This window comes from Kitasatospora sp. NPDC059088 (genome assembly GCF_042738155.1).
GTDB lineage: Bacteria > Actinomycetota > Actinomycetes > Streptomycetales > Streptomycetaceae > Kitasatospora.
The window spans coordinates 112,620-120,406 of sequence record NZ_JBHYGR010000003.1; the positions used below are offsets into that span (position 1 = coordinate 112,620).

General features: G+C 71.3%; 8 protein-coding genes. 4 read left to right on the top strand and 4 right to left on the bottom strand.

Going from position 1 to position 7,787, the window contains the following annotated elements:
• Nucleotides 1-109 precede the first annotated feature (109 nt).
• Both ACFWXO_RS02425 and ACFWXO_RS02430 read right to left on the bottom strand, forming a co-directional pair.
• Nucleotides 110-556 (bottom strand): RICIN domain-containing protein, encoded by a 447-nt coding sequence (locus tag ACFWXO_RS02425; RefSeq protein WP_380521507.1) that lies wholly within the window; start codon nucleotides 554-556, stop codon nucleotides 110-112.
• Nucleotides 557-693: 137 nt separating this feature from the next.
• Nucleotides 694-996 (bottom strand): hypothetical protein, encoded by a 303-nt coding sequence (locus ACFWXO_RS02430; protein ID WP_380521508.1) that lies wholly within the window; start codon nucleotides 994-996, stop codon nucleotides 694-696.
• 122 nt (nucleotides 997-1,118) lie between these two features.
• On the opposite strand from ACFWXO_RS02430, the gene ACFWXO_RS02435 reads away from it, so the two are divergent.
• A complete protein-coding gene (locus ACFWXO_RS02435) occupies nucleotides 1,119-1,715 on the top strand; it encodes a TetR family transcriptional regulator (RefSeq protein ID WP_380521510.1) in 597 nt (198 codons plus the stop codon).
• A gap of 26 nt (nucleotides 1,716-1,741) precedes the next feature.
• On the opposite strand, the gene ACFWXO_RS02440 is transcribed toward ACFWXO_RS02435, so the two are convergent.
• Both ACFWXO_RS02440 and ACFWXO_RS02445 read right to left on the bottom strand, forming a co-directional pair.
• On the bottom strand, nucleotides 1,742-2,785 hold the full coding sequence (locus ACFWXO_RS02440) for a glycosyltransferase family 2 protein (RefSeq protein ID WP_380521512.1): 1,044 nt from the start codon (nucleotides 2,783-2,785) through the stop codon (nucleotides 1,742-1,744).
• A 269-nt stretch (nucleotides 2,786-3,054) separates the two neighbouring features.
• Nucleotides 3,055-3,657 (bottom strand): superoxide dismutase, encoded by a 603-nt coding sequence (locus ACFWXO_RS02445; RefSeq protein WP_375883767.1) that lies wholly within the window; start codon nucleotides 3,655-3,657, stop codon nucleotides 3,055-3,057.
• Between the two features lie 157 nt (nucleotides 3,658-3,814).
• Between ACFWXO_RS02445 and tsaD the strand changes: the two genes are divergently transcribed.
• From tsaD to ACFWXO_RS02460, 3 genes are all read left to right on the top strand, one after another.
• Complete coding sequence (tsaD, locus tag ACFWXO_RS02450) at nucleotides 3,815-4,888, top strand: tRNA (adenosine(37)-N6)-threonylcarbamoyltransferase complex transferase subunit TsaD (protein ID WP_380521514.1); 1,074 nt, start codon at nucleotides 3,815-3,817, stop codon at nucleotides 4,886-4,888.
• Nucleotides 4,889-5,067: 179 nt separating this feature from the next.
• The gene (locus ACFWXO_RS02455; RefSeq protein ID WP_380521517.1) at nucleotides 5,068-7,359 is read left to right on the top strand and encodes a M9 family metallopeptidase; all 2,292 of its coding nucleotides are present in this window, start codon (nucleotides 5,068-5,070) and stop codon (nucleotides 7,357-7,359) included.
• Between the two features lie 146 nt (nucleotides 7,360-7,505).
• A complete protein-coding gene (locus ACFWXO_RS02460; protein WP_375883760.1) occupies nucleotides 7,506-7,685 on the top strand; it encodes a hypothetical protein in 180 nt (59 codons plus the stop codon).
• The last annotated feature ends 102 nt before the right edge of the window (nucleotides 7,686-7,787 follow it).

The following is a 7,787-nucleotide window of genomic DNA, read 5'->3' on the forward strand; positions in this document are numbered from 1 at the left end:
GCGCGGGGGGGGGGGGGCCGGCGGGCGCGCCCCCCCCCCCGCCCGCCCCCCCACCCCGGGCGCCCCGGGGGCGGGGGGGCGGGGCGGGCCCCCCCCCGGACCTGCTCCCCTACGCGGGCAACACGTCCCATTCCTGGAGCTTGTTGTGGTCGGAGAACGCGCTCAGCACGGTGGTGTAGTTCCCGTTGGACTGGATGGCGTAGTCCCCGTCGAGGTACTCGGTGATGACGACCTTGTTGTCGCTCTCGTCGAGGTCCCACCACTGGGCCGGGTTGCTGATGTTGCACCGGATCAGGGGGATCGGGTCCCCGGTGGTGGCAGGCGCCTGGAGGCAGAGGTTCTTGTAGACGTTCATGATCTGGAACGCCCCCTGGGCGGTCGGGGTCAGGGTCCAGGTCTGAACGGGGCTGCCGTTGGACGGGTAGGTGAGGGGATACGTCCCGTTGGCTTTGCCGTCCAGGTTCCCGTCCACCGCCGCGTTGTAGAACCGGACGTTCTGGGACAGCTGCCGGTGGCCACTGGCCGCCGCCTGCCCCGTGGAGGCCGTCGCGCCCACGAGGGCCAGCGCTACGGCAGCTGCGGCGACGGCGACTCTGGTTGAAGAGAATCATCCCAACCGCCCTATCCACGTTAAGAGTTCGATCCGACGGTAGGTTCCGCCCGGCCGACGGAGGGCCGGGGCCGGGTCGCCCGCTACTTCCGGCCGTCGGCCCGGCGGGCGAGCCTGGTCTCCGCCTTGAGGAGGAGCGGCATCAGGGCGTAGACGACGACGGGGACGACGAGGGCGGTCATCACCAGGGTGCGCAGCGGCACGGGGAGGCTGCCGAGGTGGGGGCCGAGGAGGAGGAAGGCGGTGGTGATGGTCGGGTAGACGGCGAGCCAGGTGAGCACGGCGCGGCGGTGGACCGACGGGACCGAGGGGGCCGCGGGGGTGGCCGGGGCGACGGTGGCCCGAACGGTGGCGGGGGCTGCTGGGGTGATGGTGTCGGTGGTCATGGCGCGGGTCCTCCCCTTGGTGATCGGGCGGAGACCTCATCTCCAACCCTTCGGTTGGAGTTTGGCACGCGCGGACGCGGAAGTCCAACCATTGGGTTGGAAATTTGGGATACCCTTGGGCCATGGCCTGGGACACCGCACGCACGCAGCAGCTCCTCCTCGACGCCGCGGTCGAGGAGTTCGCCGAGTTCGGCCCGGACGGGGCCCGGATCGCCCGGGTGGCGACCCGGGCCGGGGTGAACAAGGAGCGGATCTACCAGTACTTCGGCAACAAGGAGCAGCTCTTCTCCGCCGTGCTGACGTCCGAGCTCGGCAAGCTCGCCGAGGCGGTACCGCTCGCCCCGGAGGCGGAACTGGACCTCGGCGACTACGCCGGCCGGGTCTTCGACTACCACTCGGCCCACCCGCACCTCTCCCGACTGCTGGCCTGGGAGGGACTGCAACGCGGCTCGGACGCCGAGGAGTTGGCGGCCGGGCCGGAGCGCACCGCGCACTACGCGGAGAAGGTCGCCGCCGTCGCCGCCGCGCAGCGCAGCGGCGGGGTGGCCGGGGAGGTGGATCCGGCACGGCTGATGTTCGCGGTGATCGGCCTGGTGAACGCGTGGTTCACGCTGCCGCAGATGGTCCGCCTGCTGCTCGCCGGTACGGCGGACCGGACGACGGACCGGGCGGCCCTGGTCACCCTGGTCCGCCGGCTGACGGCACCTACGGTCGGCTGACGGCGCCCGCCGCCGCCGACCCCCGGTCAGCCCCGGCGCACGGCCTGGGCGGCCTGGCGGGCGCGCCGGACGGTGCGGTGGACGCGCTGGACGGCGATGAAGCGGTTCATCGCGTCGGCCTGGGTGAGGCGGTACTTGAGCCGCAACTGGCCGTTGAGGCCGGCGATCCGCTCGGGGCCGATGGCCTGCAGCAGGCGGCTGACGTGCCGCTGGTAGACCTCCCAGTAGTTGCGGTCGCCGTCCGGGATGGACCAGAAGAACATCGGGATCTCCTCGGCCAGGCAGTTCCGGTCGTAGGCGCGCAGGTACTGCTCGGCGAAGAGGGCTTCGGGGCGGGCGAGCAGCCATTCCCGGACGAGTTCCATCGAGCGGACCCGGTCGATCAGTCCGCGCGGGTCGGTCTTCTTCTGGGTGATGGAGAGGTTGCCGTCCTCGCGGACCCGCCAGTGGTAGATCGGCTCGGAGAGCACGTCGACCCGTTCGGCGAGGAAGTGGTGGGGGACGCTGACCGGGGCGTCCTCGTACAGGATGCCCTCGGGGTAGCGGATGCCCGCGGCGTCGAAGAAGGTGCGCCGGTAGACCTTGTTCCAGGCGGTGCGGTCGGTGACCAGGGCGGGCAGTTCGCTGACGTGGGTGCGCAGCCGGGTCTCGCGGAAGGGGCGGCGGTGGGCGTGCGAGGGGGTGAGGCCGGTGGTGCGCAGGCGCATCGCGTTGCCGGTGGCGAAGTCGGAACCGGTCTGGTCGAGCGTGCTGATCATCAACTGGTAGGCGTGCGGCGGCAGGGTGTCGTCGCTGTCGACGAAGGTCAGGTACTGGGTGCCGGGGGCGAGGTGGCGCCAGCCGGTGTTGCGGGCGCCGCCGAGGCCCTTGTTCTCCTGCTGGACCAGCCGGAAGCGCCGGTCCCGGGCGGCGTACTCCTTGGCGATCACCGGGCCGTCGTCGGTCGAGCCGTCGTCGACCAGCACGCACTCGAAGTCCGTGAAGGTCTGGGCCGCGATCGAGTCCAGGCACTCCGCGAGGTAGCGCTCGACGTTGTAGATCGGGACGACGACGGACAGACGAGGGGCCATCGGACGGCCTTTCGCTCAGGAGCGGACGGGCCGGTCGGCCGGTCGGCCGCCGACCGCCGGTGACCGGCGGTGTCCCGAGCGTAGCGACCGCGCGCCGTTCACGGGCGAACAACGGGTGGCGGAGGGCGTTCGGTTCGGTGTGGCTGACGTGACGGGGGTCGACGGCCGTGGCGGGGAACCACGGCGGGAACAGGGGGAACACGGGGGGAGAACAGGGGGAGGGCCCCGGACCACCCGACCGGTCCGGGGCCCTCCTGCTCGCTCGGCGCTCAGGCGCCCTTGACGGCGGCGAAGCGGGAGGAGACGTCCTGCCAGTTGACGACGTCCCACAGACGGGTGACGTAGTCGGGGCGGACGTTGCGGTACTGCAGGTAGTAGGCGTGCTCCCAGGCGTCGAAGGCCAGCAGCGGGGTGGTGTTCTGCCCGACGTTGCCGTGGTGGTCGTAGACCTGCTCGACGATCAGGCGCTGCCCGAGCGGCTCCCAGGACAGGATGCCCCAACCGGAGCCCTGGACGCCGGTGGTGGCGGTGGTGAGCTGCTTCTTGAAGGCCTCGAAGCTGCCGAAGTGCTCGGTGATGGCGTCGGCCAGCTCGCCCTCGGGGCGGTCGCCGCCCTCCGGGGACAGGTTCTGCCAGAACAGCGAGTGCAGCACGTGGCCGGAGAGGTGGAAGGCGAAGGTCTTCTGCAGGCCGACCAGGCCGCCGAACTGCTCCTTGTCGCGCGCCTCGGCGAGCTGCTCCAGGGTGTCGTTCGCCCCCTTCACGTAGGCGGCGTGGTGCTTGGAGTGGTGCAGCTCCAGGATCTCGGCGGACATGGCCCGCTCGAGCGCGGAGTAGTCGTACGGCAGGTCGGGAAGCGAGTAGGTGCCCATCAGGACACGGCCCCTTTCGGCGGGTTGAGCGATGACGATCGTGCCGGGACAACACTATTGCGTATGAGTTGCAGGAACGAAGCATGGGCTCCTGCTTATTCCACCGTTCACATCGGGCACAATGGTCACCCGCATGTGTAATGAGTGAAGAGGGTGAGTGACTGTGACAGGGTCGCCGGTGGTCGTGCTGGGCATCGAGTCCTCCTGCGACGAGACCGGTGCCGGTCTGGTCCGGGACGGCGTGCTGCTCGGGCAGGCGGTGGCCTCCTCGATGGACGAGCACGCCCGCTACGGCGGGGTGGTGCCGGAGATCGCCGCCCGGGCCCACGTCCACGCGATGGCCCCGGTGGTGCAGGAGGCCCTGGACCGCGCCGGGCTGACGCTGCGGGACGTGGGGGCCGTCGCCGTCACCACCGGCCCCGGCCTGTCCGGCGCCCTCCAGGTCGGGGTCGCCGCCGCCAAGGGGTACGCCTTCTCGCTCGGCGTCCCGCTGTACGGGGTGCACCACCTCGCCGGGCACGTCGCCGCCGCGACCCTGGACGGCGAGCCGCTGCCCGACCCGTGCATCGTGCTGATCGTCTCCGGCGGGCACACCTCGCTGCTGCTGGTCCGCGACCTCGCCCGGGGCCGGATCGTCCACCTCGGCGACACCCTGGACGACGCGGCCGGCGAGTGCTTCGACAAGGTCGCCCGGATCCTGGGCCTGCCCTACCCCGGCGGGCCGGCCGTCGACCGCGCCGCGCGCGACGGGGACCCGGCGGCGGTACGGCTGCCGCGCCCGCTGACCGGGCCGCGGGACGACCCGTACGCCTTCTCCTTCTCCGGCCTCAAGACCGCCGCCGCCCGCTGGGTCGAGGCACGGCGCACGGCCGGCGGCAAGCCGCACGTCCCGGACGCGGCGGCCGCCCTCCAGGAGGCGATCGCGGACGTGCTCACCCGCAAGGCGGTGCGGGCCTGCACCGACCACGGGATCGACACCCTGGTGGTGGTCGGCGGGGTCGCCGCCAACTCGCGGGTGCGGGCGCTCGCCGAGGAGCGGTGCGCCGAGGCCGGGATCGCCCTGCGGGTGCCGCCGCTGCGGCTGTGCACGGACAACGGCGCGATGGTCGCGGCCGTCGGCGACCTCCTCGTCCGGGCCGGGGCCGAGCCGGCCCCGGCGGACGTGTCGGTGGACCCGTCGGCGCCGCTGGAGTTCGCGGCGCTCACCCCCCGGGCACGGTCGCTGGTCTGACGGACCGTCAGGCGAGGCGCGGCGCACGGAAGGGCACGGTTCGGTCTCGTCGACCGGAACCCCGGCTCCCGGGTCTTCCCTTTACCTGAATGAGTGTGCCATTTTACATGTCACACATCAGACCCCGTCCGTGCGCCCCCACCGCACGGCCCCCTCACGGTCCCGGAGGCCCCCACCCCATGCGTCCCTTCCGGATATCGAAGGCGAACGCGCGCAGACTGCCCGCGCTCGGCGTCGCCTTCCTCCTCGCAGCCGGCCTGTTCACCCCGCAGGCGCACGCGGCCGACCGCACCCCGACGCCCACCGCACCGGCGGCCGCACCGGCCGCCCACCCGGCCGCCCCACGCGTCGCCGCACCCGTCGCCCCGCGCGCGATCCCGGTGCCGAAGTCGCCCGACACGCCCCAGGACCCCCGCCCGCTCGCCGCCGAGAGCCACGGCAGGCCCACCGCCCCGACCGCGGCCGGTGCCGTCGGCACCGGCCGGACGGCGCGGCAGCTGACCGCCTGCGACACCGCGGCGTTCACCGGCACGTCCGGCGCCGCGCTGGTCCAGCAGGTCAAGGCGGCCGGCCTCGACTGCGTCAACACGCTGTTCACCCTCACCGGCACCGACGCCAAGGGCGCCTTCGCCGAGGCCAGGATGGTGACCGTCGCCGACGCCCTGCGCGACACCGCCGCCGCCGGCTACCCGGGCGACAACTCCACCTCCGCCGGGCAGTTGGTGCTGTTCCTGCGCGCCGGCTACTACGTGCAGTGGTACCACCCCGACGCCGTCGGCCCGTACGGCGACGGCCTGCGGACCGCGATCCGCGGCGCGCTGGACGCCTTCTTCGCCGCCCCGCACAGCAAGGACGTCACCGAGGCCAACGGCGCCACCCTGGCCGAGGCCGTCACGCTGATCGACAGCGCCCGGGAGAACGCCCGCTACACCGGCGTGGTCAAGCGCCTGCTCGACGGTTACACCGGCGGGTGGACCGGCTCGATGGCCGCCGCCGTCGGCAACACCGGGACCGTCGTCGAACGCGGCTTCGAGCTCCCCGAGTTCACCGCCGCCCTCCAGGCCGACCCGTCCTTCGCCACCACCATGGCCTCCTTCGTCACCCGCAACAGCGCCCAGCTCACCGGCTCCGACCCGGTGACCCGGATCGGCATCCAGATCGGCAACCTGGTCGCCGTCGACGGCCTCCGGGCGCAGGGCCGGCCGATCGTCAAGGACCTGGTCAACCGCTACCCGCTGGTCGGCGCCACCGCCCCGCTCACCATGAACCTGCTCTGGTTCGCGGAGCAGAAGGACGCCGGCAACTGCTCCTACTACGGCACCTGCGACGTGCCCGCCAAGCTCGTCCCGCTGGTGCTCAGGAGCGACCACACCTGCAACCCGAACCTGCGGATCCGCTCCCAGAGCATGACCGACCGGCAGAACGCCGACACCTGCACCAGCCTGGTCGGCCAGGACGCGTACTTCCACCGGGTGGCCAAGGACAACGGCCCGGTCGCCGACGACCACAACACCGGCCTGGAGGTCGTCGTCTTCGACGACTACTACAACTACAGCCTCTACGCCTGGGAGATGTACCACATCGCCGTCGACAACGGCGGCATGTACGAGGAGGGCAACCCGGCCACCCCCGGCAACCAGGCCCGCTTCATCGCCCACCAGGCCGACTGGCTGCGCCCGAGCTTCCAGATCTGGAACCTCAACCACGAGTACACCCACTACCTCGACGGCCGCTACGACATGTACGGCGACTTCGAGGCGGGCATGACCACCCCGACCGTCTGGTGGGTCGAGGGCCTGGCCGAGTACGTCTCGTACGGCTACCGGGGCGTCCACTACGACGACGCCGTCACCCAGGCCGGCAAGGGCAGCTACCCGCTGAGCACGCTCTTCGACACCACCTACGACAACGCCGACTCCACCCGGGTCTACAACTGGGGCTACCTGGCGGTGCGTTACATGCTCCAGTCGCACCCCCAGGACGTCGACGCCCTGCTCGCCGCGTACCGCACCGGTGACTGGAACGGCGCCCGCACCCTGCTCAAGACCACCATCGGCACCCGCTACGACGCCGACTTCGCGACCTGGCTCAAGGCCTGCGCCGCCGACGACTGCGGCAGCCTGCCCGCCGACCGGGCCCCGCTGTGCGCGGCCGCCGACACCCGGCAGTACGACCGGAACTGCCGCCGCGACGGCGTGGCCGCCACCACCGGCAACTACGGCTACAGCTTCCTGTACCTGCCGGCCGGGGTGAAGCAGCTGACCATCACCACCGCCGGCGGCACCGGCAACGCCGACCTGTACTACAACGGCCCTTCCTGGGCGACCACTTCGTCGTACCGGGCGAAGTCCACCGCCGCCGGGAACGGCGAGACCCTGACCGTCGCCGACCCGCCGTCCGGCTGGGTGTACTTCAGCCTGTACGCCCAGCAGGGCTTCGACGGCGTGACCGTCACCACCACGTACAACTGACCGGCGAATGCGGGAGCGAATGCCCCCACCGGAAAAGGTTATAACGATTCGGCATTCGAATGGGCTGTCAATACCCCGTAGAAATCGAACTCCGGTTGTCGAAGGGGTGTCATGATCGCCGCCGTTCGGTTAAGGTCCTGAGTCAGTTGAGCAGTTCGGCCTTCCGGACCGGAATGCCGGACCTCATCACCGGTGCGGCCACACCTATTCGTCGCACCCGTATTCCCGGAAAGGGGAAAACCATGAAGATGATCAAGGCGATCGTGAAGAAGTTCAAGCGTGACGAGGACCTCGCCAACCACGCGTGGGTGCTGCACGTCATCTGACGCACCACGGCCGGTGGGGCGGCGGCGGTTGGGGTCTCTTATACACAAATCCGAGCCCACGATACCAGAATAAATCTGGGGGGTGGGGTGGGGGGGTGTGTT

Excerpts from the sequence above, each read along its gene's own strand:
- ACFWXO_RS02430 (WP_380521508.1), bottom strand. The coding sequence starts at position 996 with ATGACCACCGACACCATCACCCCAGCAGCCCCCGCCACCGTTCGGGCC.
- ACFWXO_RS02435 (WP_380521510.1), top strand. The coding sequence starts at position 1,119 with ATGGCCTGGGACACCGCACGCACGCAGCAGCTCCTCCTCGACGCCGCG.
- ACFWXO_RS02440 (WP_380521512.1), bottom strand. The coding sequence starts at position 2,785 with ATGGCCCCTCGTCTGTCCGTCGTCGTCCCGATCTACAACGTCGAGCGC.
- ACFWXO_RS02445 (WP_375883767.1), bottom strand. The coding sequence starts at position 3,657 with ATGGGCACCTACTCGCTTCCCGACCTGCCGTACGACTACTCCGCGCTC.
- ACFWXO_RS02455 (WP_380521517.1), top strand. The coding sequence starts at position 5,068 with ATGCGTCCCTTCCGGATATCGAAGGCGAACGCGCGCAGACTGCCCGCG.